Origin of the sequence: Mesorhizobium sp. M2A.F.Ca.ET.043.05.1.1, assembly GCF_003952445.1 — a bacterium.
In the GTDB taxonomy this organism is placed as follows: domain Bacteria; phylum Pseudomonadota; class Alphaproteobacteria; order Rhizobiales; family Rhizobiaceae; genus Mesorhizobium.
The window spans coordinates 3,031,439-3,057,804 of record NZ_CP034446.1 but is presented as its reverse complement, the minus strand read 5'-3'; the positions used below and the strand labels follow the sequence as shown (position 1 = coordinate 3,057,804).

Here is a 26,366-nt window from a genome sequence, read left to right as displayed (position 1 = left end):
TTCCGGAGGGAAAACCCTTTCACACTTTTCGGCGAATTGCTCTAAAGTCGCTCGGCGCTTCATTCCGGAGTTGCCCCAACCCATTCCAGACCTATCTAACTCCGGTAGTTTCACCGGATTTTTTCCTCGAGGGAGTACCATCCATGGCTTTTGAGTTGCCCGCCTTGCCTTACGACTACGAGGCGCTTCAGCCCTATATGTCGAAGGAGACGCTGGAGTATCACCACGACAAGCACCACAAGGCCTATGTCGACAACGGCAACAAGCTGGCCGCCGAGGCCGGCCTTGGCGACCTGTCGGTCGAAGAGGTGGTCAAGCAGTCCTTCGGCAAGAATGCCGGGCTCTTCAACAACGCCGCCCAGCACTACAACCACATCCATTTCTGGAAGTGGATGAAGAAGGGCGGCGGCGGCAACAAGCTGCCCGGCGCGCTACAGACGGCCTTCGACAGCGATCTCGGCGGCTATGACAAGTTCAAGGCGGATTTCATTGCCGCCGGCACCACCCAGTTCGGCTCCGGCTGGGCCTGGGTCTCGGTCAAGAACGGCAAGCTGGAAATCTCCAAGACCCCGAACGGCGAGAACCCGCTGGTGCATGGCGGCTCACCGATCCTCGGCGTCGACGTCTGGGAGCACTCCTACTACATCGACTACCGCAATGCGCGGCCGAAATATCTCGAAGCCTTCGTCGACAGCCTGATCAACTGGGACCATGTCCTGGAACTCTATGAGAAGGCCAAAGGCTGAGCATTTTTTTGATGAAAGCCCCGGCATGCCGGGGCTTTTCATTTCGTGCGGGAGGAAACTAATTCCTTAACACTGACATTTTGACCCGTTGGTTCGTGGGCGTTGGCAGATCCCATGCCTTGGCGATTGGCCGAGACGCCTATCGCGGTCGTCATCCACGGGCGGAGCAAGGAGCGAAGCGACGCGCGCAGACCCGAGGATCCATGCCGTGACCTGGAAGCGCCGCGGCGGTCCAGAATTCTGCACAGTTGCACACTTCGGTCTCGGTAACGGCATGGATTCCAGGGTCTGCGCGCGTCGCTTCGCTCCTTGCTCCGCCCTGGAATGACGAGGTTCAGGCGCCTCCAGCTCATCCCCAGCGTTTGCGCTGACTACCCCAGCGGACGTTGATAGACTTGCCCGACAAGCCTGCAATATTTCAAAATCACTGTGTTGAGGAAACTAAGACAGTCAGCAAAATCGTCACGGCGAAGGGGAATAATCCGCCTGTGACGTCCGTTAACACCCAATCCCCAATCTCTTCATCCACGGAGCCAATTGAATGAGAAAGCTTGTCCTTGCCATCTCTATGCTCGCCTTTGCCGGTTCGGCCGCCTTTGCCGATCCGATCCAGGAGCGCCAGGCGCTGATGAAGGAGCGCGGCAAGCTCGCCGGCCAGTTGTCCAAGGTGGTCAAGGGCGAGGAGGATTTCGACGCGGCCGCCGTGCTGACGACGCTGAAGGCCCTGCAGGCCAATGCCGAAAAGTTCGATGCCGAAAAACTGTTTCCGGCCGGCTCCGACAAGGGCGACACCACGGCAGCACCCAAGATCTGGGAAGATATGGCCGGCTTCAAGGCCGCCGAGGACAAGTTCCTGGCCAACACCAAGGAAGCGGTCGCCTCGCCGCCGGGCGATGTCGATGGTCTGAAGGCGCAGCTCAACATCCTTGGCGGCGATTGCGGCGCCTGCCATCAGACCTACAGGATCAAGAAGGGCTGATCGCCTGATATGGCCTGGCTGAAGAAGCTCGTCGGCGCCGCCATCGTGCTTGGCGGCGCGGCGGCCGCCGCCGGCTGGGCCCTGTCGGCACCGGTCAGGCTTGACGCTGGGGCCATCGCGCAGCTCGGCCCCGGCGACGCCGCCAGGGGCAAGCGCATCTTCTATGCCGGCGGCTGCACCTCCTGCCATTCCAAGCCCGGCGCCCAGGGCGACGCCCAGCTGCAGCTGGCCGGTGGACTGGAGCTCAAGACGCCGTTCGGCACCTTCGTTCCGCCCAACATCTCGCAGGACCGGAAGGACGGCATCGGCGCCTGGAGCGAGGAGGATTTTGCCAACGCCATGCTGAAAGGCGTGTCTCCCTCGGGCGAGCATTTCTATCCGGCCTTTCCCTATGCCTCCTACGCGCGCATGAAGCCGGCCGACATCGCCGATCTCTACGCTTTCATGAAGACGCTGCCGGCGGTCGCCGGCAAGGCGCCGGACCATAAGCTTTCCTTCCCCTTCACCATCCGCCGCGGCATCGGCCTGTGGAAGCTTCTCTATCTCAGTCCAGAGCCGGTGATCGCGTTGCCCGACGGCACGCCGGACAAGGTGCTGGCCGGCCGCTACCTCGTCGAGGGTCCCGGCCATTGCGGCGAATGCCACACGCCGCGCGATTTCGCCGGCGGCGTCAAGAAGGGCGAATGGCTGGCCGGCGCCGTGGCTGCCGAGGGCACCGGCGTCGTGCCCAACATCACTCCCGACGGGAAGAGCATCAAGGACTGGTCGGAAGCCGATATCGCCAACTATCTCGAGACCGGCTTCACGCCCGATTTCGATTCCGTCGGCGGCGCCATGGTCGAGGTGCAAAAGAACATGGCGCAATTGACGGCGGACGACCGCGCAGCGATCGCCGCCTATCTCAAGGCTATCCCACCGCACCCCAACGGCTATCCGGCGCGCAAGCCGGCGAGTTGACCTTTATATTACGGGTGGCGGTCGCCCAGGAAATCGAAGCCGTTTTCGAAAAAGTGGTTGTAGTCGCAGGTCAATTCCTCGCCGGGCGCGATATCGCGCAGCGCGTAGGTTTCCTCGGGCGAGGAGACGTCACAGTTCGGCTCGTCGGCGTGGTTCATGTAACGCGCGTCGTCCGCCTCGAAGACGATGTAGTTTGGGTCGCGCCGGTCCGGATAGGAATAGCGGTCGAGATAGGACTTTACCGGCCCGCTCTCGCCCTCATAGGTGTCGACGGGAATGCGCCGGTCGAACCTTGGGTCGAGCTTCCAGATCAGCGTGCCCTTTGCAATGCGGTGTTTGGCGAAGACGCCAATGCCCTGGATGGGCGATTTGTCGAGATAGACGTCGACGAGCAGCATGACGAACCTTGTGAATGAACAGCCGGCGCGGTCCAAGGGCCACGTCCAAAAAAGCAGAGCATTGCGTAACGCGCGCCCTTGTCAATTGCGAGTGGAAAATCAGGTCTTCCCGGTCACTTTCAGGGCATAGGCGTAAATGTAGGCGATCTCTTCCAGCCGGGAGAAACGCCCCGAGGCGCCTGCGTGTCCGGAATCCATGTTGATCTTGAACAGCACGGGGTTGTCACCCGCCTTGCGTTCGCGCAGCCGCGCCACCCATTTTGCCGGCTCCCAATAGGTGACGCGCGGATCGGTGAGGCCCGCCAGCGCCAGGATCGGCGGATAGTCGAGCGCCGCGACATTGTCATAGGGCGAATAGGCGGCGATCGTCTCGTAGTCGTCGGCGGACGCGATCGGGTTGCCCCATTCCGGCCATTCCGGCGGCGTCAGCGGCAGGCTGGCGTCGAGCATGGTGGTGAGCACGTCGACGAACGGCACCTCGGCGACGATGCCGCCGAAGCTTTCCGGCGCCATGTTGGCGATCGCCCCCATCAGCATGCCGCCGGCGGAGCCGCCTTGCGCGACGATGCGGTCATGCCTTGTGTAACGCTCGGCGACGAGATGGCGGGCGCAGGCGATGAAATCGGTGAAGGTGTTCATCTTCTTCGCCCGCTTGCCGTCCTCGTACCAGCCATAGCCCTTGTCCTTGCCGCCGCGCACATGCGCGATGGCGTATACGAAGCCGCGGTCGACCAGCGACAGGCAATTGGTGTTGAAGGCCGAAGGCACCGTGATGCCGTAGGAGCCGTAGCCGTAGAGCAGGCAGGGCGCCGAGCCGTCCAGCGGCGTGTCGCGATGGTAGAGCAGCGAGATCGGCACCAACTCGCCATCGGCCGCGGGCGCCATCAGCCGGCGCGTGACATAGTGCTCCGGATCGTGGCCGGAGGGCACTTCCTGCGTCTTCAGGAGCACGCGCTCGCGGCTGCGCATATTGTAGTCGAACACCTGCGCCGGCGTCGTCATCGACGAATAGGTGAAGCGCATCGTCTCGGTATAATACTCGTAGGAGCCGGAAAGGCCGAGCGAGAAAGCCTCCTCGTCGAAGGAGATGAAATGCTCCTCGCCGCTGGCGCGCTCGCGCACGACGATGCGCGGCAGGCCGTCCTTGCGCTCAAGTCTCACCATGTAGTGCTTGAAGCCCAGCACCGAGAGGATCAGCCGTCCCGGCTCGTGCGGCACCAGTTCCTGCCAGTTGGCGCGCACCGGATTGTCGACCGGCGCGGTCATGATCTTGAAGTCCTTGGCGCCGTCGGCGTTGGTCAGGATGAAGAAGACGTCGCCGCCTTCTTCCAGGTCGTATTGCAGCCCGGCCTCCCGCACCGCTACCAGCCTGGGCGCCGCTGAAGGATCATCGGCCGGCAGAAGCCGGTACTCGGACGTCTCATGGTCGTTGATGCCGATCAGGATCCAGTCATTGGCGCGCGTGCCGCTGACATCCATGAAGAAGCCCGGATCGGTCTCCTCATAGATCAGCCGGTCATTCTCCGGCTTGTCGCCGACCTTGTGGAAGAACACTTTCGACGGGCGATGGTTGTCGTCGAGGCGGGTGTAGAAGAAGCCGTCATCGCCGGCATTCCAAACCCCGCCGCCGCCCGTATCCGGGATCAGGTCACCAAGATCGGTGCCACCGGCAATATCGCGCACGCGGAGCGTGAAGAATTCCGAGCCCTTGTCGTCGAACGCCCAGATGAGCTTCTTGTGGTCCGCGGAATGGTCGACGCCGCCGAGCCGGAAATAGGCTTTGCCCTCGGCCTCCGCGTCGCCATCGAGCAGGATTTCCTCGCTGCCGCTATCGCGCGAGGTGCGGAAATAGCGCGGCTGCTCGCCGCCCTGCCGGAAGGAAGAGCCGTAGGCATAGGGGCCGTCCTTCATCGGCACCGTGGAGTCGTCCTCCTTGATACGTCCCTTCATCTCGGCAAACAGCCTGCCGCGCAGATCCGCGGTGCCGGCCATCAGGACGGCCTGATAGGCGTTCTCGGCCTCGAGATGGGCTCGAATCCGGCCGTCGAGCAATGAAGGTGCGCGGAACACGGCCTGCCAGTTATCGGCCCGCATCCAAGCATAGTCGTCGCTGCGGGTGATGCCGTGGTGCGTGTCGGCCACCGGATGTTTCTCAGGCGTCGGTGGGCTGGCGGCCGGGAAGGCGGGAGTCAGGGCGGAAGTGCTGGTCATTACGTCTCGCTGCGGAATTTGCTTGAATGACGAATGAACACGCCGCTCAGCGGCGGTTCAAGGGGCGCGGCTCAAGATGGTCTACAGAAGCCAAGTCGAAGGGGGAAAGATGAAATCCTGTGTTTCTACCGCTATGTCTGTCACCGTCCTTGCGGCGGGTCTGGCTTTTTCCAGTCCGTCTCATGCAACCGTCTTTGCCGCCTGGCAAGTGGCGGGCGTGCCGTTCGGCGACACGCTCAACGCGCGAAAACATCCCTCCAACGCATCGCAAAAACAGGCCGCCTATCCGAACGGCACCGTGCTGCAGATGACCGGCCGCTGCACAGGCGGCGTAAATCTGCTCGATATCGCCCGGCAGCCGCAATGGAAACAGCGCCAGGCGATCCGCTACCGCTGGTGCGAGGTGTGGCACGACTCGGCGCAGAGTGGCCATTTCGTCACCGGCTGGGTCTACGGCAAATATATCGCGCCTTATTGACCGACCGTCGGCTCGCCTTGTCGGACCGGCCGGCAGAGCAGCTTGCCTGCGCTACGTTGCGCCACAGGATTCATCGTGCTGGCGCAACAGGCATCCAAGCATTGGTCAAGCATCGCGAGCCATGTCGTGCGGCGATCGGATGTCTAACATGGGGGTGACGCAACGTCATGGCATGCTGGTCTGGCCAGAAAAATCTCGCGAAGTTACACGCCGCACGAATTTTTGAAGCTGAAACGGCAATATTTGATGAATATCGCCCAATATAAGTCAATATGCGAATTGACTTACTTGCGATGCGGCGTCATTAAGATGACCGACGCGAATCGCAGGGTTTTCCTGAATGAAATTCGCGCGATGCCCGACCTCGGAAAAAAGGGCGTAATTTTAGAAACAACTCTCGTTGGGGCCTGAGCACTATGGAAATCGTCGAAACACCTTCCAAAAACGGTGATGCGCTGATCGAGCTGACCGCCGATGTCGTCGCCGCCTATGTGAGCAACAACCCGGTGCCCGTTGGGGAATTGCCGAACCTTATCGCCGACGTCCATGCCGCGTTGGGCCGTGTCGGTGGTTCGCCGGAGCAGCCGTCGGCCGAGAAGCAGAAGCCGGCCGTCAATCCCAAGCGCTCCGTCCATGACGACTATATCGTCTGTCTCGAGGACGGAAAGAAGTTCAAATCGCTGAAGCGTCACCTGATGACCCATTACCATCTCACGCCGGAAGAATACCGTGAGAAGTGGGGGCTGGACGCCAACTATCCGATGGTCGCCCCCAATTACGCGGCTGCCCGCTCGCAGCTCGCCAAGAAGATGGGTCTGGGCCGCAAGCGCAAGGGCCGCTGATCGGCTTCGTTCCTCAAGCAAAGTTCGACGGCGCCCTTGCGGCGCCGTTTTGCTTTTTGGATAGCGAAGACGATATGGACCGGATCAGGCCGTCTGCTTCAGCGCCGCTTCCGCGTCGCGCTTGATGCGCTTGACCATCGAACGCAGGCCGTTGGCGCGTTGCGGCGACAGATGCTCGTCCAGCCCGAGCTCCTTCAGCGTCGCTTCAGCATCCGTGCTCTGGATCTCGCTTGCCCGCCGGCCCGAAAACAGCGCCAGCATGATGGCGACGAGGCCGCGCACGATGTGGGCGTCCGAATCGCCCTGGAAGCTGATCACCGGATCGGCGCCCGCTCCCTGCTCGGTGGTGAGCCACACCTGGCTGACGCAGCCGGGCACCTTGTTCGCGGCCGTGCGTTCGTTCTCGGGGAAAGGCGGCAGGCCCTCGCCGAGTTCGATCACATAGCGATAGCGGTCCTCCCACTCGTCGAGCAGGGAAAAGTCGTCGCGGATCGTCTGGATCGGGGTGGTCATGGCCCGCATATAGTGGCGCGGCACCGCCGCGTCACGGAAAAAGAAAGACGCCGCGGGCGTCGAGAGGTCGGACGGGCCCGCGGCGTAGCCAAGTGGCGGCTGAAGATTGTCTCAGTTCTTGGAAGTCAACAGCACCGGTATGTTGACCTTGGCGGGCAGCACGATGTCCTCGGCGACGCTGCCGGTGGTCATCTTGGCCGTGTCCGCAACCTTCGTCTCGGCCGCGCCTGCCTGCTCCGATTTGTCGTCGATCATGGCGGCGGCGATCTTGGCCGTTTCCTGAGCCCGGACTGTAATGGTGTACATGGCAGATTTGCCGGTTTCGCAGACATCGGGCTTGCGCTCGCACAGCCCCGCAATGTCACCCACTGCCTCGCGCGCCGCGAACAGCGCCTGGATCGGCCCGACGCTCTGCTGGCCGTCCTCGCCCGGACCGACGCCGAGCGGCAGCGCCAGCAGCACCAGCGAAAACCAGAAAGCCATCCTGATCAGAAAGCCCATCTCACTTGCCTCTCGTGCGGGATGGATCCTGCATCCATCCGTGACGGATCATGCATCCATCGGCATGACCTCTTTTATGGGCACGATAATGGCACGGTCACGCAAAGGACGGCTTGCCTCGAAACCGTGAATTTATCTCAAATTTTAGGCGAATTCGAAAGGAATTGGTTTTGAAGCGGACTTGTGTCGAATCTCATCGCCAGCATTAACTTTACGATAACCATATATCGCGTTGTTATTGAATGATTTTTTCTTGGACGGCGATTAGCCGCCTCAAGTTCAGGTCCGTTTTGGCACAGACCTCGCGGCTAACGCGCCGTTTACCATGGCGCCAACTCGACGTGCTTTGCGGGGCCGGCATCACAATATTTGCCTTGGGGCGGTCGCTGGCACCCGCCAGCCTTATCCATTCCTTAAACGCTGGATGCGAGTTTCAAGGCATTGATTGAGTCACCTGCCAGGCAGGATGTTTTTTACCACCGGGTACGCGTGCGTTGAGTTCGATTTCAGCCAGATACGTTCAATTGCCCGGCGCGGTTGCCGCCGGCTGCGAACGCTTGGTTCACCCCACCGTGACGAGTGAGGCGGAACGTTTGCGCCAGCGCCGCTTCATCGGGGTCATGCTCGCCTCGCCCTTCCTTGCCGCGGGTGCCGCGGTGACGCTAGTCACCTCGAGCCTCGGCGCGGCCGTCACCATGGCCGCCATCTTTGCCGCTTTCGGCTTGTGCTGGTTCGCCGCGCTTCTGGTCGCCGCCACTGGCCACATGGCGCTCGCCGGCCGCATGGCGGTCGCCTTGGGCGGCCTCGCGCTTGCCGGCGCAATAGCGGCGGCAGGGGGACTGGCCTCGCCGGTCGCGCTGCTTGGCTTGGCATTGCCGATCGAGACCTGGTGGGTCTCCGGGTCGCGGCGTGCCGCGCTATCGAGCGTGCTGGCGGCGGTCGCCGCGATCGTTCTGCAGCCCTTTGCCGGCCAGCTCCTGCCGCCTGGCGAAATCGCCGCCTGGCACTGGCTGCTGCCGCTGGCCTGGGCGCTGACATTGTTGCCGCGTGCCGCCGCCTTCGCCAATCCTGCCGGCCTGCGGCCGGCGGAGCCCGCCGGCGATCGTCTCGAGGATGTGATCGACGCCGTCGTGCTGCGCGTCGGCCGCCAGGGCGAAGTGCTCGAGGCCTCCGCCAAAGCGCGTTCGGTGCTGAAACTGGCGCCGGAGCTCCTGCTCGGCACCGGCCTGTTCGACCGCGTCCATCTGTCCGACCGCGTCGCCTATCTCACCGCCTTGGCCGACATGCGCGAGGGGGCGCCGAAGCGCCGGCTTGAGCTGCGCATCCGCCTGCCGCGCGAGGGTTCGAGCGCTGCCGATAATTTCCGTCCGTTCAGTCTCGACTTGCTGCGCGGCGAAGCCGAACGCGACGTCTTCATGCTGGTGCTGCGCGAGAACGACGATGTCGCGGAGCTGCGCGAGGAGCTTGCGGAAGCCAGGGAGGCCGCCGCGGCCGCCGAAGTGGCCAAGGGCCGCTTCCTGGCGGTGGTCAGCCACGAGCTGCGCACGCCGCTCAACGCCATCATCGGCTTTTCCGACATGCTGCTGCATGAGATGTTCGGCGCCTTCAAGGACCCGCGCCAGAAGGAATATGTCGGCCTGGTCAGGGAGTCCGGCCAGCATCTTCTGTCCGTCGTCACCTCGATCCTCGACGTCTCGCGCATAGAGGCGGGCGCCTATGCGACCGAGCTGGAGACGTTCCGTTTCGTCGAGGCCGTCGACATGTGCCGCTCGATGATGCGGCCGCTGGCCGACGCCAAGGGCATCGTTCTTGCCACCCAGATCGCGCCGGATGCCGGCGAGATCAATGCCGACCGTCGCGCGGTGCAGCAGATCCTGATCAATCTCGCTTCGAACGCCGTCAAGTTCACGCCCGATGGCGGCAGCGTGGTGATCGGCGCCAAGCGCGTCGGCTCGCGCCTGCATTTCTGGGTCAGCGACACCGGCATCGGCATTGCCGAGGAGGATATGGCCAATCTCGGCAAGCCTTTCATGCAGATCCAGAACGACTACACGCGCCGTTTCGAGGGAACCGGGCTCGGCCTGTCGCTGGTCAAGGGCCTGGTGGCGCTGCACGACGGCACGATGTCGATCGAGAGCGCGCCGGGTGAGGGCACCACGGTGACGATCGGCCTGCCGGTGAGCGGGCCGAAGCGGCATTCCGGTGCGCAACCCGGTGTGCTGGCCATGCCGGCGGCGAAGCCGAAGGGGGATAGAGATGGGGAGGGGAATGGCTCGCTCCGCAAAACGGCGTAAGGTGGTCGAACCCGATCGCGGCGTCCTTGCCGAAGGCGCGGCCGCGGTCGGCCAGTTGATCGCAAGCAACCCGGTCCTGGTCGGCGGTTCCACCGCCTTCCTGGTGACGCTGTTCTATGTCTCGGCCAATGCGCTCTGGTATCAGCCTTTTCCGCACACCGGCGCCTTCTTTGCCACCCGCAGCATCGAGAATTTCCCGCATACCGTCTCCAACGAGCCGGAGACCACCATCAACATCGTGCGCCAGCCGCCGGCACAGCCGGTGGCCAAGCCGGATCCGATCGTCCAGCAGGTGCAGGGCATCCTGAAGGACCTCAACTTCTATGACGGCACAGTCGATGGTCTGACCGGACCGGCAACGCGCAAGGCGATCCAGGCCTACCAATTGAAAGTCGGGCTGCCGGGCTCGGGCGAGATCGACGGCGCGCTGCTCGACCAGCTTGGCACGCGCCAGACGACGGCGGCGATTCCACATCCGGCGCCGCGGCCGGCCGACACGGCAGCAGCCACGCCGTCCGCCAAGCCATCGGTAATTCCAGTCTCGGCTCCAGCCGATGGCGCCACGCCCGATGCCCGCATCGTCAAGATCCAGGCCGGCCTGAAAGCTTTCGGCAACAACGACATGCAGCTCGACGGCAAGGTCGGCGCCCGCACCAAGGCCGCGATCAAGGAATTCCAGGCCCTGTTCGGTCTGCCCGAGACCGGCGAGCCGGACGACGCCGTCTACGTCAAGATGCGCGAGATCGGTCTGACGAACTGAGCGGCGGCAACGATCGTTTCGGTTCCTTCATTCTTGCGGTAAGAACCGCGCATGACATCCGGAAACCACCCATGCGCGTAACGACCGATCTGTGGGTCTCGGCCCTTGTACGCCGCGTCTTCGGCGCCGGCGGCTTTGCCGCGGTGGTCAAGCGCGGCGCGACCGAGGCGGGCGCGGTATTCGTGCTGTCGCGCGGGCGGATGGGGGAGGTCGCTCTTTATGGGCCGGCGCCGCAGACGAGCTACGACTCGGCCAAGCCGGATGAGCGCTTCTTCACCTTGCTCGATGCCGGCGACGATAGCGCCGCCTTCGATGCGCGGTTGGAGCGCGAGAAGAAATTCGATCCCGACATCTGGGTGGTCGAGATCGAGGCAGGGACTGTACCGGTCGAAGAGCTTCTTTCGGTAAAGGCCGACTAGGGCGTTTCACCATTCATGGGACCGGAATCGCGATGAGAGCAAGAGCGCCGGGCGAGAAGGTTCATCATGCCGCTTCCCCCTTCTGGACGGGAAACCGGGCAGCGAAGACTTCCTTGGCTGCAAACAGTCCGTTGAGCGCCGCAGGAAAGCCGGCATAAACCGTCATCTGGATGATGGTTTCGATAATTTCGTCCTTGGTCAGCCCGACATTGAGCCCCGCCTCGATATGGACTTTCAGTTGCGGGGTCGCGGTTCCCATCGCAGTCAGCGCCGCGATGGTCGCGATCTCACGGGCGCGCAGATCGAGGCCGGGGCGGCTGTAGATGTCGCCGAACGAGAACTCGAACACGTATTTCGCGAAGTCGGGGGCAATGTCCGCCAGGGCGGCGATGACATTGTGGCCGGCTTGGCCGTCTATTTCAGCGAGCGCCCGCTTGCCGCGTTCCAGCCGGCTTTCGCTGACGTTCGGGGATTGATGCGTCATAGTCCTTCATCCTCTTTTCAACGCCGGCATATCCGGCAATCTTGGTGTCGAGGACGAGAAGGCAGGCTTGCAGTTTGGCCAGATGCGCACGGACACGCTCGCGGTGCTGCTCGAGCAACGCGCCGCGCTCCGCTTCCGTGTCGACGCCGCGCTCCCGCAAGGCCGCGTAACGCAGCATTTCCCGAATAGGCATCCCTGTCGTTTTGAGGCGATCGAGAAATTCTATCCAGGTCAGGATTGATGCGTCGTAGTCACGTTGGCCCGATTGGTCCCTGTCGGCATGGGGAAGCAGCCCGATCCGCTCGTAGTAGCGGATGGTGTAGGCAGACAGTCCCGAACGCTTCGCCAGCTCGCCAATCTTCATCACGCTCTTCTTTCGTCACGACGCGCAGAAAGCTACGAGTTAGAGTGCGCTCTAAGTCAAGAGGCTTTGTCACTTCGTCGTGTCGCGGAAATGCTAAGTTTCGCGACGGCATCGGATCGTTGATTTTAGCTGAAAAAACAAACGCTTAAAGCGCATCCCCTGGATCCTTCCAAGCGCGAGGCGCTTGAAGCCGGTCAGGATGCCTTGAGACTGGAGCTCGCGTCGTCGCCGTTCGATGCGTCGCGTCGCTCGCCACCGATCGTGTCGGCCGCTTTGTCGCGGATGGCACGCGAAAGGGTCTCGGCCTTCCAGGCGCGCACCTTGTCCAGCGCCGCCTCGCGGTGCAGCAGCCGGTAGCGGTCGAGGAACAGCCGGATCGCCTGCGGGTGCGGGAACTCGCCGGGATAGACCGCGACCGCGATCAGGAAGGCCCTGTCCTCGCTGAGGTCGAGGGCACGCAGCGCCGCAAGCAGGGCGGTATAGCCCGACTGCCCGGTCACCGAGCGGGCCGTCGCGAAGTCGATCTCGAGCGCATCGGCCAGCGCGGTCTGGAAGAAGGCCGTGTTGCCGGTCAGCGCCGTCTCGCGCAGCCTCACATAGGCCGGCTGGCCGAGGAAGGTGTTGACGTCGGCAGCATCGCCGGCTGGGCGCATCATCGACCGCAGGCGGCGCCGCGCGTTCTCAGCCGCTTCGCCGGACACGGGACGGTCGGTGTCCGCCTTGGCCACGGGTTCCGGTTTCGGCGTGAGCTTCGTGACCGTTTCCGGCGGCCGCATCTTGACCAGCGTCGGTCTTTCCAGCGCGCGGATCAGGTCGGCGATCGTCGGGTTGAGCTCCTTGCGGCGCGCAATGGCGCGCGCATGCGGCAGCCCATGCCGGCCGATCAGCGCGATGAGGTCGATGTCGCTCAGCGCGTTGGAGCGGGTGAGCAGGGGCGCCGCAATCTCGACCGGCTCCTCGGCCAGTCGCCGCACCAATGCGGCCGGCGCGTATTCGCATTCGGAAAGGGCGGCGGCGACATAGCGGCGCGATTCGACCGAGACCTCGTCGAACAGCGGCAGCGTCAGGTCCTCGAGCTGGGCGATCTCGCGTCGTGAAGGGCGCGTCAGCGAGCAGAAGGCCGAGACCGCGGCGCGGAACAGCCTTTCGGCCTTTCCCGCTTCGGTCCGGATAGCGATTTGCCTGAAATCCGAAGATGACACGGAGGTTACGCCCGACACTCGACACAACTCCTGAACCGCGCAATCCGGCCGGGCCGGTTCGCAACTCCAGGAAAAACAAACATCAAATTAGCCGCGATCCGTTAGCGCTCCGTTAACCCTCTAGCCCCCTTAATCAACTTTGGAGGCGTTGCGTTGTGCTCCGGTCAAACCGAGAGGGAATGCGCGAACCATGGGCATGGTCCTGTCTTTTGTGCCGCGTGCGGCACCTGTAAATCGAGCAAGTCACGACACCGCGACGGCGGCGGTGATCATTTTCCCCGGCGTCCGTTATGAGTTGCACCCGCAGGCCGATGCGGTCCGGCCGGGCGACAGCGGCTCCGACAGGCCAGTCTCTCCGCCGCCCGCCAAGCCGCATCACTGAACGGGCTCGCCTTTCTCAGTCGTCCTGCAATTCGCAGCTGCTCTGCTCGAGGAAGCGCGACACGATCGGCTTCCAGCTCTCGTCCGGCACGAAGGCGCGGACGACGAAGATGCCTTCCTCGATCGGCGCCTCGACAAAGATCGCGCCTTGCAGATCCTCCGGAAGGTCGCGCCGCACATCGATCATCTGCGCCGGCGTCAGCACCACCGTATCGAGCTTCTCGCCATTGGCGTTGTGATCGTTGAAGGAATAGATGTTGTGGCCGCCGCGGTCATAGACCGAAGCCGACCAGAACGGCACGTCGCCGGGCGCCTTGATCCGCACCAGGCCGTCGGCAAGGTCGAAGCGGCAGGCGGCGGCATAAAACAGCGGATCGACCGATTTCACCACCGGCGCGCCGCCGGCTTCGGCGTCAAGCCGCGTCATCTTGTAGAGGTCGGAGGCCATCGCCAGCCGCGACCAGGCATCGCGCTCGGAAAATTCCGGCACCAGGAACAGCACGACGATATGCACGATGCCGGCGCCGAGCAGGCCGAGGATGAGGGCGTGCAGCAGCCTACGCATTGCAGCCCGCCTTCAGGATGCGGGGCAGCGTCACGTCGGAGAGGCCGGTGCTCGAGGCGATCGGCGTGTCGTAGAAGGTCAGCACGAAATACATCTTGCCAGACCCGCCGGTGAGCAACCAATTGCCGGGGGCAGGGCGATTGCCGACCGAAATGACGACGGAATTGTCGGGCCGGCGCAGCACTTCGTAGGACTGCAGCGCCGCCTGCCTTGGCTTGCCGGTGTCGATCACGCCAAGCGACTGATCTGCGGCATAGAGCGTCCAGAAGCGGGCGGTCGGGTAACCGCCTTCGATCGCGTAGGTGCATTCGCGTCTCAGCGGCTCGCCTGCATCGTCTCGCTCGGCGACGAAGGCCAGCCCCTCGGCCTGGCCGAGCGCCAGCACGCCCTCGCGCGCCACGCGCGCCTTGGAATAGGGGTCGGCGGCTAAAGTCCCGACTTCGGGGAAGGCCGTCCATTGGCCGATGCGGATCGCCCCGACGCCATCCTGCGCGTTCAGCGCATACCAGACGCTGTAGCCGCCAAGCCCGATGGCTATGGCAAGCGAAAGCAGCGTCAGGATGGCGTTCTTGAGCATGAGAGCCGCAAACAGAGGAGGTTGCCCGGGATATCGCGGCGCGGGGTGCCGTGGCAAGCCGGCTTCGCATGAGGGGTGGCTAGATCAGGACGACGTTCCAGCGGAACGTCGTCGTGATCTATTTTTTGTTGGAGCATGATCTATCCGAAAACCGGTTCCCACTTTTGCGGGACCATGCTTTAAAGCGCCGAAAGCGTTTCCGGCAGGGCGGGCGCATCGAGCACGGGCGCGGCCTGGAACGTCTTGGTCATGTCCCTCAGCGTCTGGGTGGTGCGGCTGGAAAGCACCGGCGGCCGTTCGGCCTTGGCTTGCGCCTCCGCGGCGTCGGCTTCCTTCTTCGCTGCTTCCTCTGCCTTGGCCGCGACCTCCGGATCGACGAACGGATGGTCGAGACCGGGGATGGGCTTCAGGTCGATGTTCTGGTGCGCATAGACCATCAGGCGCTGCCAGACCATCGCCGGCAGCGAGCCGCCGGTCATCTTGTTGGTTGCGGTGAAGTCGTCATTGCCTAGCCAGACGGCCGCCGTGTAATTGCCGGTGAAGCCGACAAACCAGGCGTCGCGGTAGGATTGCGTGGTGCCGGTCTTGCCGGCGACGACGATGTTCGGGAGCTGGGCGCGCCGCGCCGTGCCGATCACCGGCACCGCCGCCAGCATGGTGTTCATGTATTTCAGCGCCTTTTCCGACAGCACGCGGTGTGGCGGCGGCGCATCCTTGGCCCAGTCATAGACCACCTCGCCGGTGCGGGTGACGAGCTGGGTGATGCCGTGGCGCGAGCCGACGAAACCGTTCTGGGCAAAGACGCTGTAGCCGGTCGCCTGGTCCATCACCGTCATGCCGGATGTGCCGAGCACCATGGTCTTGTGCGCTTCCAGCGGCGATTCGACACCCATCGATTCGGCCATTGCCTTGATCGGACCGATGCCGAGATAATCCTTGGCGAGCCGCACCGGCACCGTGTTGATCGACTTGGCGATCGCCGTGAGCAGCGTGACATTGCCGGCCGATCCGCCGCTGTAATTGTGCGGCGACCAGCTGCCCCAGCTGATGGCGCCGCCCGAAACCACCGAGTTCGGCGTGAAGCCATGCTCCATCGCGGTGGCATAGACATAGGGCTTGAAGGATGAACCCGTTTGGCGCAACGCCTTGGTGGCGCGGTTGAACTGGCTGGCGCCGTAGTCGCGGCCGCCGACGATGGCGCGCACCGCGCCATTGGTCTCGATCACCACCACCGCGCCTTCGGTGACGTTGTATTCCTTGCCGAATTGCCGCAGATGGAACTCGACCGACTCCTCGGCCGCCTTCTGGATGTTGGCGTCGAAGGTCGTGTGGGCGACCAGCGAATGCTGGCCGGGCTTGGCGATCTTCTTGACCTCGTCGAAGGCCCAGTCGAGGAAGTAGTCCGGGCTCTTCTGCTCGCCGCGGTCGACGACGTCGGCCGGATGCAGTCTTGCCTGCAGCACCTGGCCTTCGGTCATGAAGCCGGAATCGACAAGGTTGGACAGCACCACATTGGCGCGCGCGCGCGCGGCCGGCAGGTTGATGTGCGGGGCGTATTTGGTCGGCGCCTTGAACAGGCCGGCCAGCATTGCTGCCTCGGCAAGGTTCAGATCCTTGACGCTCTTGCCGAAATAGAAATCCGCCGCCGCCTCGATGCCGAACGTGCCGCCGCCCATATAGGCGCGGTCGAGATAGAGCTGCAGGATCTCCTTCTTGGAAAGGTTCGCCTCCAGCCACAGCGACAGGAAGGCTTCCTTGATCTTGCGCTCGAGGGTGCGCTCGTTGGACAGGAACAGGTTCTTGGCTAGCTGCTGCGTGATGCTCGAGCCGCCCTGGACCACCGAATTGGCGCGCATATTCTCGAAGAGCGCGCGCGACAGGCCGAGCACATCGATGCCGTAATGGTCGAAGAAACGCCGGTCCTCCGTCGCCAGCACCGCCTTGATGACGATGTCCGGCATCTCGTCGACCGGCACGGAATCGCGCTGGATGATGCCGCGCTGGCCGATTTCGTTGCCGTAGCGGTCGAGGAAGGTGACGGCGAAGTCGCCCTGGTTGCGCCAGTCGCCGGTGGTGATGTCGAAGGCGGGCATGGCGAGCGCGAGCAGCACCACGAAGCCGCCGGCGCCCATGGTGAAACCTTCGCTCAGCACCTCGATGATGGCGCGGCGCCAGCCATGCACGCGGAACCGGCGGGAAAAGATGGTCGCCGCTTCCCAGAATTCGCGCGCCTTGAAACCGATTTCATAGAGCGAGCTATCGAGCCACGCGTCCACGGCGAGCAGCGCCGAAGCGATCCGGCCTCTTCTCCTGCGTGGTTTAGAGGGATTGTCCATTCCAGAATTCCACCCCGGCACTTCCGCCCGAAACAGCCGTGGCAGTTCCGGGGCGCCCTCCCTGCCAGACTAATCGACCATTTTAGCACCACTCACAAGGGCAGCGAAGCCACACCCAGGCTTTGTTGAACGCCATGGTTGATTGTGCCCCGAGCAATTCCAGGAAAAGTGAGCACTTCCTGGAAAAGTGTGTGGCGGTTTTCCGTCCGGAATTGCGCAAACAGATACTGCGATGTCACCGCGCCGCGATGAAGCGCATGAAATGCGCCACATCCGCCTCGCTCGGCTCCAGTCCGGTGAAGGAGCGAAGATAGGCGGCGAGATGGCTGACACGTGCCTCGACCGGTTCCTTGAGGTCGAGCACGTAATAGCCGATCTGCATGTAGTAGAGGACGCGGGCGCGGATGAAGGCGTCCTCGCTCTCGTAGCCGTGCCGGCGGTACATGTCGCGTATGGCCAGCAGTCGCTCCTCGTCGGCCTTGTCGATCATGCGCCGCACGTCGTCAGAGCGCCTTGCCCATTCGCGAACGGCGAAATCGAGCCTGGGATCGAACAGGCGCTCGTCGGCCCAGCATTCGAAGACGTTCATCACACCCATGATGATGGTGTCGGCCGGCCGGCGCGCCCGCTCGACGATCGCCGTGGTGTTGGTCTCATGCCAATGCTTGAGCAACTGGTCGAGCAGGTCCTGCCGGCTTTCGAAATACCAGTAGAAGCTCGAGCGCGAGACGCCGAGCTTTTGTCCCAGCGTCAGCACGCGCACGCTCTCGATACCGCCGGAAATCAGCGTCTGCAGCGCGAGGTTGATCCAGTCCGCGCGGGTTACCTTGATGTTGCCGGGCGCCGGCTCGTCCTGGGGAGCGGTCATGGTCATGAGCCAACAAGTGGCACGGCGCGGAGCAGCGCGCAAGCTCTGGACAGAAGTGTCTAGACACATGTGTACGGGACGTATATCTTGAGAGCCTATAACGAGAGGGGAGAGGCTCGTGAAGTCGCATTACCGGGCAGTGGTCATCGGCGGAGGCGTAGTCGGCGCCTCGGTGCTCTATCACTTGACGCGCTTTGGCTGGAGCGACGTGGCGCTGATCGAGCGCGCCGAGCTGACGGCGGGCTCGACCTGGCATGCGGCGGCCGGCTTCCACGCGCTCAACGCGGATCCCAATGTCGCCGCGCTGCAGGACTACACCATCAAGCTCTATCGCGAGATCGAGGCCGAGTCCGGCCAGAATGCCGGCCTGCACATGACAGGCGGCGTCAACATGGCGAGCGACCCGCAGCGCTGGGAATGGCTGAAATCGGCCTGGGCGGTGTTCCAGTCGGTCGGCATCGAGACGGCGCGGCTGGTGACGCCCGAGGAAATCAAGGAGATCTGCCCGATCGTCGATGTCAGCGGCGTGCTGGGCGGCCTCCATGATTCCAACGAGGGCCATCTCGACCCTTACGGCACCACGCATGCCTATGCGGGCGCCGCCAGGAAGCGCGGAGCGGACGTCATCCTGCGCAACCGCGTCGTCGAGCTGAAGCAGCGCGCCGATGGTGGCTGGGACATCGTCACCGAGAAGGGCACAATCGTCGCCGAGCATGTCGTCAATGCCAGCGGTCTCTGGGCCAAGCAGGTCGGGCTGATGGCCGGCGTCGACCTGCCGGTGACGCCGATGGAGCATCATTATTTCGTCACCGAGGACATTCCGGAGGTCGCGGCGCTCGACAAGGAGCTTGGCCTTGCCGTCGATCTCGATGGCTTCCCCTATCTGCGCCAGGAGCGGAAGGGCGTGCTGCTCGGCGTCTATGAGCAGAACCCCAAACACTGGAACATGGATGGCGCGCCTTGGGACTACGGCATCGAGCTGATCCCGGAGGATATCGATCGCATCAGCCCTGAGCTTGCCAAGGCCTATGAGCGCTTTCCCTGCCTTGCCACGGCCGGTATCCGCAAATGGGTGAACGGCGCCTTCACCTTCACGCCGGACGGCAATCCGCTGGTCGGTCCGGTGCGGGGCTTGAAGAATTATTGGGTCGCCTGCGGCGTCATGGCCGGCTTCAGCCAGGGCGGCGGCGTCGGCAAGTCGCTGGCCGAGTGGATGATTTACGGTGAGCCGGAAGCAGACATCTTCGGCATGGACATCGCCCGCTACGGCGCCTTCGCCGCCAACCGCGAGTATCTCAGGCAAACGACGCGCCAGTTCTATGCCCGCCGTTTCGTCATGACCTTCCCCAATGAGCGCCTGCCGGCCGGCCGGCCGCTGAAGCGGCCCGGCGCCTATGACGGCATGAGCGCCGCCGGCGCCGAGTGGACGGCATCGTGGGGGCTGGAGATCCCGGCCTATTTCGCGCCGATGGGCTTCCGCGAGGAGACGACGCTGAAGCGCTCCAATGCCTTCGAGATCGTCGGCGACGAGGTGCTGCAGGTCCGCGGTGCCGCCGGCCTCGTCGATACCACGGCCTTCTCGCGCTATGCCGTGTCAGGCCCTGGAGCAGAGGCGTGGCTCGACAAGCTCCTTGCTTGCCGGCTGCCGAAGCCGGGCCGCGCCAAGCTTGCGCCGATGCTTGGGCCCAGTGGCCGGCTGAAGGGCGATCTCACCGTGCTCAACTGGGGTGGCGGCGAATACTGGATCATGGGTTCCTACTATTTGCGCGAATTCCACATGCGCTGGTTCGAGGCGCATCTGGCGGATGGCGTCACAGTCACCGACATCTCGGATGCCACATCCGGCTTCCTCATCACCGGACCGAATGCACGAAAGATCCTCGAATGCACCACGCATCAGGACATCTCCGCCAAAACCCTGCCGTTCATGGCTTGCGGCGAGTTCGATATCGGCATGGTCCGGGCACGCATCGCCAGGCTCTCAATCGCCGGCGAGCTCGGCTTCGAGATCAACTGCCCGGCCACCCTGCATGCGACGCTGCGCGAAACACTGCTTGCCGCCGGCCAAGACCTCGGTCTTGCCGAGATCGGCTATTACGCGCTGAATTCGCTCAGGCTGGAAAAGAGTTTCGGCATCTGGTCGCGCGAATTCACGCAAGGCTACACGCCCGGCCAGACCGGGCTCGACCGCTTCATCGCCTTCGACAAGGGCGAGTTCATCGGCCGGGGCGCGGCGCTGAAAGAGCGCGAGGCGGGTGCCTCGCAGCGCATCGTGACGCTAGAGGTCGACGCTGTCGACGCCGATGCCAGCGGCTCTGAGCCGGTCTGGTCCAAGAGCCGGCGCGTCGGCTTCGTCACCTCCGGCGGCTACGGCTATACCCTCGGCAAGAGCGTCGCCCTGGCGTTGCTCGATGACGGTTTCGCCGGGGAGGGGACCGAGCTTTCCGTACACATTGTCGGGGTCGAACGGCCGGCGCGTGTCATTGCCGCCTCGCCCTACGACCCTGAAGGCAAGGCGATGCGGCAATGAGGAGGAACCGCCATGATCGATGAGGCCGCACGTGATCTCAGACGCGAGCGCCGGCGGGGACGCACCGGCGAGGCGGGCAGCGAATCCAGCCGCCATCCGAACTACCGCTCCCTGAAGAACCCGTTCCGGCCGCAGCCAATCTTTTCCGAAGACCAGGTCGCCGCCATCCAGGCTGCCGCGCTGCGCGTGCTGGAAGAACTCGGCATCAAGGTGCTGCTGCCCGAGGCCCGCGCCGTCTACGCCAAGGCCGGCGCCTTGGTCGACGAAGACAGCCAGATGGTCAGGATCGGCCGCGACATGGTCGAGGCAGCACTTGCCTCGGCGCCGCGCTCCATTCCGGCACTTGGCGGCGACCGCTCGCGCGACCTGACGCTCGAGCTCGGCTCGATGGCCTTCCTGGCGGGCTCCGGCGCCCCCAACGTCACCGATCTCGAGCGCGGCCGCCGGCCGGGCACGCTCGCCGCCTTCGAGGAATTCATCAAGCTGATCCAGCATTTCGACGTGCTGCACATGCTTGGACCCTGCGTCGAGCCGCAGGACATCGACAACCGCTTCCGTCACTATGCCGTCAACCGGGCGCAATTGACGCTGTCGGACAAGTTCCCCTTCATCTTCGCGCGCGGCACGCCGCAGGTCGAGGACGGGTTCGAGATGATCCGCCTGGCGCGCGGCCTCTCCGAGGACCAGTTCCGCGCCGGCGCCCATTGCTACACCGTCATCAACACCAACTCGCCGCGCCAGCTGGATATCCCGATGGCGCAAGGCATCATCGACTTCGCCAGGGCCGGCCAGGTCCTGATCATCACGCCCTTCTGCCTGGCGGGCGCCATGGCGCCGATCACGGTTGCCGGCGCGCTGACCTTGCAGCATGCCGAGGCGCTGGCTGGGTTGACGCTTGCCCAGATCATGCGGCCCGGCGCGCCGGTGGTCTATGGCTCCTTCTCCTCCAATGTCGACATGAAATCCGGCGCGCCGGCCTTCGGCACGCCGGAACATATCAAGGCGACGCTTGGGGCGGGGCAGCTCGCCCGCTACACTGGGCTGCCTTGGCGCTCCGGCGGCGGCAGCGCCGCCAATATTGCCGACGCGCAGGCGGCACACGAGACGCAGTTCGCGCTGTGGGGCTCGGTGCTGGCCGGCGCCACCGTCTGCATCCACGCGGCCGGCTGGCTGGAAGGCGGCCTCAGCGTTTCCCTGGAAAAGCTGATCACCGACGTCGAGGCGCTGCAGACGGTCGCGGAGCTTTGCGCCACCACGCCGGGCGACGAGGATGCCATCGGCTTCGAGGCCATCGCCGAAGTGCAGCCCGGCGGCCACTTCTTCTCGGCGACCCACACTATGACGCGCTACCGCACCGCCTTCTACGAGCCGCTGGTGGCCGACTGGTCGAACTTCGGCAACTGGACGCAATCCGGCGGCAAGACCGCGACCGAGCGCGCCACCGGCATCTGGAAGCGCATTCTTTCCGACTTCCAGCCGCCGGCCTCCGCTGCCGCCACCGCTGGCGTGCTCGACGAGTTCATTGCCAGGCGCACCGAGGAGGGTGGCGCCGCACCGGTCTCGTGATTTGACGAAAACGTAATAAATTCGAGACCTTCGCCATTCACGTTATAGTCAAAACGATTCGCGATCTGGCATCGGATCGCGAGCGCGGCTACGTTGCCGGGCAGCGTGAGGAGATATGTATTGGCGATGGACGGTAGATGACGGCGCCTGGCGATCTGATGCAGGCCTTGTTCCTGAGGCTGAAGACCGATGCGTCGCTGTCGGCGCTGCTTGGCGGCGCCGGCCTACTCGAGCAGGCAAGCGACAAGGCCGCCTTTCCGAACGTGACTTACGGCCGCACCAGCGCCTTCGACCTCGAGACCGGCGCCGACAACGACAGCGACCAGTTGGTCACCTTGCATATCTGGTCGAAAGCCCAGGGCGAGGCCGAGACACGCCTCATCATGGACAGCATCAGGGCGCGGCTCGACGGCGCGGCATTTTCGATTGGTTCGCGCGGCCAGACGCGCCTGTCGCTGGAATTCGCCGAGGCTCGCTATGACGAGGATCTGGCCGTCCACCATGGATTGCTGCGCTTCCGCGCGCTGACGCAGGAAGCCGCCTGAGAGGCGGGCGCCGATGCGTGTCGCCCAGGAGTAAAGCGGTGGCTCCAGAATATTCATCAAAACAACCGCTTAAGCGCGCCGTTTGAATCGGTTTCGCGCGAAGTGCCTTGGCCTACAGCTGCGCTTGGATGGCAGCCTTGTCGATGACCGACCAGACTTCGCGGATCCGCCCATCATGGAACTCGTAAAAGACGTTCTCGGCGAAGGAAACGCGCTTGCCGTGGACAGGCAGGCCGAACAGCACGCCCTTGGGCCGGCAGTCGAAATGCAGGCGCGCCGCCACGCGCGGCGGCTCCGAGACCAGAAGCTCGATGTTGAAGCGCAGGTCGGGAATAGCCTCGAAATCGCCCTCCAGCATGCGGCGGTAACCCGAAAGCCCGATCGTCTCGCCATTATACTGCACCTCCTCGCCGACGAAGCGGCCGAGATTATCCCAATCCTGCTCGTTCAGGCAGGCGATGTAGCCCCGATAGAGACCGGCAATATCCTCTCGCGTCATCGCATCCTCCATGGCCGTCCGGCGTTTCTACACTAGCTAGCGCAGTGCGCGGTGAAGGCAGGTCAAAAAGCGTAGCGGATCAAGTGCTTTTCCGGCTATGAATTGAGCCTTGGCGCCGCCACGCGCGCAGGGGGAATGGCGGGCATGATTTTCGATCGTTCACCGTTCATTTCACGTTCAGCCCATATGCGTTAGAACCGTGATCATGAAAAACCTTGGCTCACATCTCCGCAAAGCAGTGCTGGCGCTTGCCGCGGCCGGGCTTCTTGCGTCGCAGGCGATCGCCGTGCCGGTCATTGAGCCGTCGGCCGATCAGCCGGTGGTGCTCGCCGCCGGCGATTGCTACGCGATCGGCCAGCAGGTCGCCGCGCAGAACGGCGGCACGCTCGCCAAGGCGTCGCAGGCGACGCGGGGCGGCCAGCAGGTCTGCGTCATCGTCGTGCTCGTCCCCGGCAAGGACGGACAGCGTCCGCGCCGCTCGGAAATCGTCGTCCCGATGAGCTGACCCCTCTCGTTTCCCAGGCCAGCGGAATCGGCCTATACGTCTATCCAGCAACAGGCTTCAACCCATGCGCGTGCTCGTCGTCGAGGATGACAAGGATCTCAACCGGCAACTGGCCGATGCGCTGGTCGATGCCGGCTATGTCGTCGACCGCGCCTATGACGGCGAGGAGGGCCATTTCCTCGGCGACACCGAGCCTTACGATGCCGTGGTCCTCGACATCGGCTTGCCGCAGATGGATGGCATCAGCGTCGTCGAGCGCTGGCGCCGCGGCGGCCGCAAGATGCCGGTGCTTATCCTCACCGCCCGCGACCGCTGGAGCGACAAGGTGGCCGGCATCGACGCCGGTGCCGACGATTATGTCACCAAGCCCTTCCATATCGAGGAGGTGCTGGCCCGAGTGCGGGCCCTGATCCGCCGAGCGGCCGGCCATGCTTCGTCCGAGCTCACCTGCGGGCCGCTGCGCCTCGACACCAAGGCATCCAAGGCCGACGTCAATGGCATGCCGCTGAAGCTCACCTCGCACGAGTTCCGGCTGCTCGCCTATCTGATGCATCATATGGGCGAGGTGGTGTCGCGTACCGAGCTGGTCGAGCATCTTTACGACCAGGATTTCGACCGCGATTCCAACACCATCGAGGTGTTTGTCGGCAGGCTTCGCAAGAAGATGGGCATCGACATGATCGAAACCGTGCGTGGCATGGGCTATCGCATGCGAGAGCCGGAGGCGTGACGCGGAACCGCTGAAGCCAGCGATGGGAAGGTGGATTTCAAGGCTGCGGCTCTGGCCGCGCTCGCTGACCTTCCGCGTCATCGCTTTCTCGACCATCTGGGCGATCCTGACGCTGGTCGTCATCTTCACCCTCATCGCCACGCTTTACCGCCAGGCCAGCGAGCGCGGTTTCGACAGCCTGCTTTCGGCGCACCTGTTCAACCTGATCGGCTCCGTCGGCATTTCCGACAATGGCGCGCTGACCGGGGCGCCCGACCTTGGCGACCTGCGCTTTTCCGAGCCGAATTCCGGCTGGTACTGGTCGGTGGAGCCTGCCTCCGAAGGCGTGCATGGTGAGATTCATTCTTCCTCGATGACGACCTCGCTCCTGTCGCCGAGCGTCGCGGAGGTCCCGTTCAACGCGAACTTCCAGCGCAGCTACTCGATGGAGGGCATCAAGGGCGAGCAGCTCGAAGTGTTCGAGAGCGAGTTCGTGCTGGACGCCAAGAACCGCGCCGCCCGCTTCCGCGTCATGGGCAACCACAGCGAGCTCGAGCAGGAGATCGCGAGCTTCCAGCGCCGCCTGCTCACCTATCTGTCGCTGTTCGGGGTCGGCATGATCGCCATCAACGCCATCGCCATCCTCTTGGGCCTCCAGCCCTTGCGCCGGGTCCGCAATGCGCTCGCCATGGTGCGCGAAGGCACGGCCCAGCGCCTCGACGGCAGCTTCCCGGCCGAGATCGAGCCGCTGGCGAACGAGACCAATGCGCTGATCGAAAACAACCGGCGCATCGTCGAGCGCTCGCGCACCCAGGTCGGCAACCTTGCCCATTCGCTGAAGACGCCTCTAGCCGTGCTGCTCAATGAGGGCCGCGCGCTCGGCGGCGCCAAGGGCCAGCTGATCGCCGACCAGGCGGCTTCCATGCAAAAGCAGGTCGATCATTACCTGCAGCGCGCCCGCGTCGCCGCGCAGCGCGACAGCGTCGTCTTTCGCACGCCGGTTTCGCCGCTGGTTGAGCGCATGGTGCGGGTTCTGCGCAAGCTCAATCCGCAAACGCGGCTGGCGCTGTCCCTGCCGCCGGCCGAGATCGTCTTTGCGGGCGAGCGCGAGGATCTCGAGGAACTGCTCGGCAATCTGCTCGACAATGCGATGAAATGGGCAAAGAGCGCTGTTGCCGTGACGATCGCCACTATTTCGGGAAGCGGCAACCTGTTTGAAATCGTTATAGAGGATGACGGTCCGGGCATTCCCGAAGACAGCGCGCGAGAGGTGTTGAAGCGTGGCAAGAGACTGGACGAGACGAAGCCGGGAACGGGGCTTGGCCTTGCCATTGTCGCCGACCTCGTCAACGAGTATGGAGGCTCGCTGGCGCTGGGACGGTCGGGGATGGGCGGCTTGAGGGCGGTGGTGAGATTGCGGAGCCTTCAATGATGTTTTTTATCGATTTGCGAGCAGCGACTGACGGCCAAATTTCCGACAAATATCAACACTATGGCCAGGATGCTTCCCCGATGGCGCGGCCCCCAATCCATCTCTCTGAAGAAGTCCATTTCGCTCAAGAAGCTCATCCCGCTCAAGAGAACCGGTTGTTGGCATGAAGATCCGCGTCGCGCTCGTTTCCGCCCTGCTCGCCGTTTCCGGCTGCACGACACTCGGCAGGGGCGGTCCAACCTCTCCGGCCACGCCTGTTTCGACGCCGCCCGCCGGCGGCAAGGTGTCGACCAGCATCGTCTCGGCGATGAATGGCGGGCTTATCGGCGGATCGATCGGCTCGGGTCTGAGCGATGCCGAAAAGCGCAAGGGGTTGGAGGCGGAGTACAAGGCGCTGGAATACAACACCAGCGGCCAGAAGGTGACGTGGAAGGGCGACAACGCCTCCCATTATGGCGAGGTGGTCGCGGCCCAGCCTTATCGGGTCGGCTCCCAGGATTGCCGCCAGTACACCCACACCGTCTTCACCGGCGGCGCGGGCGTCACCGCGCGCGGCACCGCCTGCCGCAACGCCGACGGTAGCTGGACGCCGCTGACCTGATAAATCGGCCCAATTGATATACATCAAGGCCGGACAGAGCATCCGCCGTCAAAGCGTCGCAGTATGCTTATGTTGGCAGGGCAGGGCTCTGCCTTTATTGGAAG

At 63.8% G+C, this 26,366-nt stretch carries 28 protein-coding genes; 16 read left to right on the top strand and 12 right to left on the bottom strand.

Translation table 11 applies throughout. The features are described from left to right. Positions 1 to 143 precede the first annotated feature (143 nt). The 3 genes from EJ069_RS15240 to EJ069_RS15230 all read left to right on the top strand — a co-directional run bounded on the left by EJ069_RS15240 (position 144) and on the right by EJ069_RS15230 (position 2,682). Positions 144 to 746, top strand: coding sequence for a superoxide dismutase (locus EJ069_RS15240; protein WP_126061987.1), 603 nt, complete (start codon positions 144 to 146; stop codon positions 744 to 746). 541 nt (positions 747 to 1,287) lie between these two features. Next, complete coding sequence (locus EJ069_RS15235; RefSeq protein ID WP_126061986.1) at positions 1,288 to 1,725, top strand: cytochrome c; 438 nt, start codon at positions 1,288 to 1,290, stop codon at positions 1,723 to 1,725. 9 nt (positions 1,726 to 1,734) lie between these two features. Beyond that, positions 1,735 to 2,682 (top strand): cytochrome c, encoded by a 948-nt coding sequence (locus EJ069_RS15230; RefSeq protein WP_126061985.1) that lies wholly within the window; start codon positions 1,735 to 1,737, stop codon positions 2,680 to 2,682. An 8-nt stretch (positions 2,683 to 2,690) separates the two neighbouring features. Here EJ069_RS15230 and EJ069_RS15225 read toward each other — a convergent pair whose 3' ends face one another. Beyond that, positions 2,691 to 3,080, bottom strand: coding sequence for an SET domain-containing protein-lysine N-methyltransferase (locus tag EJ069_RS15225; protein WP_042642111.1), 390 nt, complete (start codon positions 3,078 to 3,080; stop codon positions 2,691 to 2,693). Positions 3,081 to 3,179: 99 nt separating this feature from the next. Further along, positions 3,180 to 5,291: a S9 family peptidase gene (locus EJ069_RS15220; RefSeq protein WP_126061984.1), complete on the bottom strand. Its 2,112-nt coding sequence runs from the start codon at positions 5,289 to 5,291 to the stop codon at positions 3,180 to 3,182. Positions 5,292 to 5,424: 133 nt separating this feature from the next. Between EJ069_RS15220 and EJ069_RS15215 the strand changes: the two genes are divergently transcribed. Both EJ069_RS15215 and EJ069_RS15210 read left to right on the top strand, forming a co-directional pair. Next, positions 5,425 to 5,769 (top strand): SH3 domain-containing protein, encoded by a 345-nt coding sequence (locus EJ069_RS15215; RefSeq protein ID WP_245456672.1) that lies wholly within the window; start codon positions 5,425 to 5,427, stop codon positions 5,767 to 5,769. Positions 5,770 to 6,185: 416 nt separating this feature from the next. Continuing rightward, positions 6,186 to 6,611, top strand: coding sequence for a MucR family transcriptional regulator (locus EJ069_RS15210; protein WP_126061983.1), 426 nt, complete (start codon positions 6,186 to 6,188; stop codon positions 6,609 to 6,611). Between the two features lie 84 nt (positions 6,612 to 6,695). Here EJ069_RS15210 and EJ069_RS15205 read toward each other — a convergent pair whose 3' ends face one another. Together EJ069_RS15205 and EJ069_RS15200 are read right to left on the bottom strand one after the other, a co-directional pair. Further along, entirely contained in the window at positions 6,696 to 7,124 is a 429-nt protein-coding gene (locus tag EJ069_RS15205) for a SufE family protein (RefSeq protein ID WP_126061982.1), read from the bottom strand. Between the two features lie 111 nt (positions 7,125 to 7,235). Next, positions 7,236 to 7,625 (bottom strand): DUF5330 domain-containing protein, encoded by a 390-nt coding sequence (locus EJ069_RS15200; protein ID WP_126061981.1) that lies wholly within the window; start codon positions 7,623 to 7,625, stop codon positions 7,236 to 7,238. Between the two features lie 557 nt (positions 7,626 to 8,182). Here EJ069_RS15200 and EJ069_RS15195 point away from each other — a divergent pair. From EJ069_RS15195 to EJ069_RS15185, 3 genes are all read left to right on the top strand, one after another. Next, complete coding sequence (locus EJ069_RS15195) at positions 8,183 to 9,919, top strand: PAS domain-containing sensor histidine kinase (protein ID WP_126061980.1); 1,737 nt, start codon at positions 8,183 to 8,185, stop codon at positions 9,917 to 9,919. Beyond that, on the top strand, positions 9,894 to 10,679 hold the full coding sequence (locus tag EJ069_RS15190; protein ID WP_126061979.1) for a peptidoglycan-binding protein: 786 nt from the start codon (positions 9,894 to 9,896) through the stop codon (positions 10,677 to 10,679). The genes EJ069_RS15195 and EJ069_RS15190 overlap by 26 nt, the downstream gene beginning before the upstream one ends. Before the next feature lie 71 nt (positions 10,680 to 10,750). Beyond that, on the top strand, positions 10,751 to 11,098 hold the full coding sequence (locus tag EJ069_RS15185) for a DUF1491 family protein (RefSeq protein WP_126061978.1): 348 nt from the start codon (positions 10,751 to 10,753) through the stop codon (positions 11,096 to 11,098). Positions 11,099 to 11,162: 64 nt separating this feature from the next. Here EJ069_RS15185 and EJ069_RS15180 read toward each other — a convergent pair whose 3' ends face one another. The 7 genes from EJ069_RS15180 to EJ069_RS15145 form a co-directional block, all read right to left on the bottom strand. Next, positions 11,163 to 11,582, bottom strand: coding sequence for a carboxymuconolactone decarboxylase family protein (locus tag EJ069_RS15180; protein ID WP_126061977.1), 420 nt, complete (start codon positions 11,580 to 11,582; stop codon positions 11,163 to 11,165). Then, positions 11,518 to 11,946 (bottom strand): MerR family transcriptional regulator, encoded by a 429-nt coding sequence (locus EJ069_RS15175; RefSeq protein WP_126061976.1) that lies wholly within the window; start codon positions 11,944 to 11,946, stop codon positions 11,518 to 11,520. The genes EJ069_RS15180 and EJ069_RS15175 overlap by 65 nt, the downstream gene beginning before the upstream one ends. A 194-nt stretch (positions 11,947 to 12,140) precedes the next feature. After that, on the bottom strand, positions 12,141 to 13,148 hold the full coding sequence (locus EJ069_RS15170; protein ID WP_126064740.1) for a DUF2336 domain-containing protein: 1,008 nt from the start codon (positions 13,146 to 13,148) through the stop codon (positions 12,141 to 12,143). A gap of 397 nt (positions 13,149 to 13,545) precedes the next feature. Beyond that, positions 13,546 to 14,094, bottom strand: coding sequence for a DUF1254 domain-containing protein (locus EJ069_RS15160; protein WP_126061974.1), 549 nt, complete (start codon positions 14,092 to 14,094; stop codon positions 13,546 to 13,548). After that, positions 14,087 to 14,671 carry a DUF1214 domain-containing protein gene (locus EJ069_RS15155; protein WP_126061973.1) on the bottom strand — a complete coding sequence of 195 codons (585 nt, stop codon included), beginning with the start codon at positions 14,669 to 14,671 and terminating at the stop codon, positions 14,087 to 14,089. Before EJ069_RS15155 ends, EJ069_RS15160 begins: the two co-directional genes overlap by 8 nt. A gap of 179 nt (positions 14,672 to 14,850) precedes the next feature. Then, positions 14,851 to 17,007, bottom strand: coding sequence for a penicillin-binding protein 1A (locus tag EJ069_RS15150; RefSeq protein WP_126061972.1), 2,157 nt, complete (start codon positions 17,005 to 17,007; stop codon positions 14,851 to 14,853). Between the two features lie 235 nt (positions 17,008 to 17,242). Next, positions 17,243 to 17,881, bottom strand: coding sequence for a TetR/AcrR family transcriptional regulator (locus EJ069_RS15145; RefSeq protein WP_126061971.1), 639 nt, complete (start codon positions 17,879 to 17,881; stop codon positions 17,243 to 17,245). Between the two features lie 112 nt (positions 17,882 to 17,993). Here EJ069_RS15145 and EJ069_RS15140 point away from each other — a divergent pair, with 112 nt between their 5' ends. The 3 genes from EJ069_RS15140 to EJ069_RS15130 all read left to right on the top strand — a co-directional run bounded on the left by EJ069_RS15140 (position 17,994) and on the right by EJ069_RS15130 (position 22,516). After that, positions 17,994 to 20,405, top strand: a complete 2,412-nt coding sequence (locus tag EJ069_RS15140) for an FAD-dependent oxidoreductase (protein WP_126061970.1) — start codon at positions 17,994 to 17,996, stop codon at positions 20,403 to 20,405. Between the two features lie 12 nt (positions 20,406 to 20,417). Continuing rightward, positions 20,418 to 21,971 carry a trimethylamine methyltransferase family protein gene (locus EJ069_RS15135; protein WP_126061969.1) on the top strand — a complete coding sequence of 518 codons (1,554 nt, stop codon included), beginning with the start codon at positions 20,418 to 20,420 and terminating at the stop codon, positions 21,969 to 21,971. A gap of 137 nt (positions 21,972 to 22,108) precedes the next feature. Continuing rightward, positions 22,109 to 22,516 carry a DUF3168 domain-containing protein gene (locus tag EJ069_RS15130; protein ID WP_126061968.1) on the top strand — a complete coding sequence of 136 codons (408 nt, stop codon included), beginning with the start codon at positions 22,109 to 22,111 and terminating at the stop codon, positions 22,514 to 22,516. A 112-nt stretch (positions 22,517 to 22,628) separates the two neighbouring features. Here the strand turns inward: EJ069_RS15130 and EJ069_RS15125 are convergent, their stop codons facing one another. Beyond that, entirely contained in the window at positions 22,629 to 23,015 is a 387-nt protein-coding gene (locus EJ069_RS15125; RefSeq protein WP_042642024.1) for an ester cyclase, read from the bottom strand. A 205-nt stretch (positions 23,016 to 23,220) separates the two neighbouring features. On the opposite strand from EJ069_RS15125, the gene EJ069_RS15120 reads away from it, so the two are divergent. The 5 genes from EJ069_RS15120 to EJ069_RS15105 all read left to right on the top strand — a co-directional run bounded on the left by EJ069_RS15120 (position 23,221) and on the right by EJ069_RS15105 (position 26,262). Further along, positions 23,221 to 23,520, top strand: coding sequence for a hypothetical protein (locus EJ069_RS15120; protein ID WP_126061967.1), 300 nt, complete (start codon positions 23,221 to 23,223; stop codon positions 23,518 to 23,520). 64 nt (positions 23,521 to 23,584) lie between these two features. Beyond that, positions 23,585 to 24,250, top strand: a complete 666-nt coding sequence (locus EJ069_RS15115) for a response regulator transcription factor (RefSeq protein WP_126061966.1) — start codon at positions 23,585 to 23,587, stop codon at positions 24,248 to 24,250. 22 nt (positions 24,251 to 24,272) lie between these two features. After that, positions 24,273 to 25,661, top strand: a complete 1,389-nt coding sequence (locus tag EJ069_RS15110; protein ID WP_126061965.1) for an ATP-binding protein — start codon at positions 24,273 to 24,275, stop codon at positions 25,659 to 25,661. Further along, on the top strand, positions 25,658 to 25,828 hold the full coding sequence (locus EJ069_RS32780; protein ID WP_189341641.1) for a hypothetical protein: 171 nt from the start codon (positions 25,658 to 25,660) through the stop codon (positions 25,826 to 25,828). Before EJ069_RS15110 ends, EJ069_RS32780 begins: the two co-directional genes overlap by 4 nt. Next, positions 25,825 to 26,262: a hypothetical protein gene (locus tag EJ069_RS15105; RefSeq protein WP_126061964.1), complete on the top strand. Its 438-nt coding sequence runs from the start codon at positions 25,825 to 25,827 to the stop codon at positions 26,260 to 26,262. Before EJ069_RS32780 ends, EJ069_RS15105 begins: the two co-directional genes overlap by 4 nt. Positions 26,263 to 26,366: the final 104 nt, after the last annotated feature.

Excerpts from the sequence above, each read along its gene's own strand:
- EJ069_RS15175 (WP_126061976.1), bottom strand. The coding sequence starts at position 11,946 with ATGAAGATTGGCGAGCTGGCGAAGCGTTCGGGACTGTCTGCCTACACC.
- EJ069_RS15145 (WP_126061971.1), bottom strand. The coding sequence starts at position 17,881 with ATGACCATGACCGCTCCCCAGGACGAGCCGGCGCCCGGCAACATCAAG.
- EJ069_RS15225 (WP_042642111.1), bottom strand. The coding sequence starts at position 3,080 with ATGCTGCTCGTCGACGTCTATCTCGACAAATCGCCCATCCAGGGCATT.
- EJ069_RS15210 (WP_126061983.1), top strand. The coding sequence starts at position 6,186 with ATGGAAATCGTCGAAACACCTTCCAAAAACGGTGATGCGCTGATCGAG.
- EJ069_RS15130 (WP_126061968.1), top strand. The coding sequence starts at position 22,109 with ATGACGGCGCCTGGCGATCTGATGCAGGCCTTGTTCCTGAGGCTGAAG.
- EJ069_RS15125 (WP_042642024.1), bottom strand. The coding sequence starts at position 23,015 with ATGACGCGAGAGGATATTGCCGGTCTCTATCGGGGCTACATCGCCTGC.
- EJ069_RS15230 (WP_126061985.1), top strand. The coding sequence starts at position 1,735 with ATGGCCTGGCTGAAGAAGCTCGTCGGCGCCGCCATCGTGCTTGGCGGC.
- EJ069_RS15105 (WP_126061964.1), top strand. The coding sequence starts at position 25,825 with ATGAAGATCCGCGTCGCGCTCGTTTCCGCCCTGCTCGCCGTTTCCGGC.
- EJ069_RS32780 (WP_189341641.1), top strand. The coding sequence starts at position 25,658 with ATGATGTTTTTTATCGATTTGCGAGCAGCGACTGACGGCCAAATTTCC.
- EJ069_RS15200 (WP_126061981.1), bottom strand. The coding sequence starts at position 7,625 with ATGGGCTTTCTGATCAGGATGGCTTTCTGGTTTTCGCTGGTGCTGCTG.
- EJ069_RS15135 (WP_126061969.1), top strand. The coding sequence starts at position 20,418 with ATGATCGATGAGGCCGCACGTGATCTCAGACGCGAGCGCCGGCGGGGA.
- EJ069_RS15190 (WP_126061979.1), top strand. The coding sequence starts at position 9,894 with ATGGCTCGCTCCGCAAAACGGCGTAAGGTGGTCGAACCCGATCGCGGC.
- EJ069_RS15235 (WP_126061986.1), top strand. The coding sequence starts at position 1,288 with ATGAGAAAGCTTGTCCTTGCCATCTCTATGCTCGCCTTTGCCGGTTCG.
- EJ069_RS15185 (WP_126061978.1), top strand. The coding sequence starts at position 10,751 with ATGCGCGTAACGACCGATCTGTGGGTCTCGGCCCTTGTACGCCGCGTC.
- EJ069_RS15240 (WP_126061987.1), top strand. The coding sequence starts at position 144 with ATGGCTTTTGAGTTGCCCGCCTTGCCTTACGACTACGAGGCGCTTCAG.
- EJ069_RS15150 (WP_126061972.1), bottom strand. The coding sequence starts at position 17,007 with ATGGACAATCCCTCTAAACCACGCAGGAGAAGAGGCCGGATCGCTTCG.
- EJ069_RS15155 (WP_126061973.1), bottom strand. The coding sequence starts at position 14,671 with ATGCTCAAGAACGCCATCCTGACGCTGCTTTCGCTTGCCATAGCCATC.
- EJ069_RS15115 (WP_126061966.1), top strand. The coding sequence starts at position 23,585 with ATGCGCGTGCTCGTCGTCGAGGATGACAAGGATCTCAACCGGCAACTG.
- EJ069_RS15110 (WP_126061965.1), top strand. The coding sequence starts at position 24,273 with ATGGGAAGGTGGATTTCAAGGCTGCGGCTCTGGCCGCGCTCGCTGACC.
- EJ069_RS15205 (WP_126061982.1), bottom strand. The coding sequence starts at position 7,124 with ATGACCACCCCGATCCAGACGATCCGCGACGACTTTTCCCTGCTCGAC.
- EJ069_RS15220 (WP_126061984.1), bottom strand. The coding sequence starts at position 5,291 with ATGACCAGCACTTCCGCCCTGACTCCCGCCTTCCCGGCCGCCAGCCCA.
- EJ069_RS15120 (WP_126061967.1), top strand. The coding sequence starts at position 23,221 with ATGAAAAACCTTGGCTCACATCTCCGCAAAGCAGTGCTGGCGCTTGCC.
- EJ069_RS15160 (WP_126061974.1), bottom strand. The coding sequence starts at position 14,094 with ATGCGTAGGCTGCTGCACGCCCTCATCCTCGGCCTGCTCGGCGCCGGC.
- EJ069_RS15215 (WP_245456672.1), top strand. The coding sequence starts at position 5,425 with ATGTCTGTCACCGTCCTTGCGGCGGGTCTGGCTTTTTCCAGTCCGTCT.
- EJ069_RS15180 (WP_126061977.1), bottom strand. The coding sequence starts at position 11,582 with ATGACGCATCAATCCCCGAACGTCAGCGAAAGCCGGCTGGAACGCGGC.